The 595-nt window shown below is 67.6% G+C and carries 1 protein-coding gene; it reads left to right on the plus strand.

What is annotated here, in order from left to right; all coding sequences use genetic code 11:
* Positions 1-595, plus strand: a 595-nt coding sequence (locus tag CWO91_RS42390) for a sensor histidine kinase (RefSeq protein ID WP_245471554.1), incomplete at both ends; no start/stop codon positions are given.

A 595-nucleotide genomic window follows, 5' to 3' on the forward strand; every position in this document is an offset into this window, starting at 1 on the left:
CTCAGCGAGGTGCAGCGCCGCCACCTCGCCACCGCGGCGGCGTCAGGCGAAACGCTGATCGCGCTGGTCGACGCGGTGCTGGAATATGCCCGCCTGGAGGCCGCTACCGAAATGCTGGAGACGCGCGACTTCCGTCTCGACCAGCTCATCGAGGCCGCCGCCGACCTGATGCGTCCGCAGGCCTTTGACAAGGGACTGAGCTTCGACCTCGCCTGCGATGCGACGGTCAACACGTCCGTGCACGGCGATCCTGTCAGGCTCAATCGCATCCTGCTCAATCTGATCGGCAATGCAATCAAGTTCACGGCAAGCGGCGGGATCGGCTTGAGCGCGGCGGCCGAGCGGCGCGACGATCATGTCCTGCTGCGTATTGCCGTTCGCGACACCGGCATCGGCATCGCACCGGACATGCACGAGCGGATTTTTGAGGATTTCGTCCAGACCGACGACAGCATCGCGCGGCGGTTCGGCGGCACCGGCCTCGGCCTTGCGATCGCGCGGCGCCTCACCCGCCTGATGCGCGGCGAGCTGACGGTTGAGAGCGCGCCGGGCGCGGGCAGCACCTTCACGCTTGCAGTCGCCGCTTCGCCTCGCC

This window comes from Bradyrhizobium genosp. SA-3 (genome assembly GCF_004212635.1).
GTDB lineage: Bacteria > Pseudomonadota > Alphaproteobacteria > Rhizobiales > Xanthobacteraceae > Bradyrhizobium.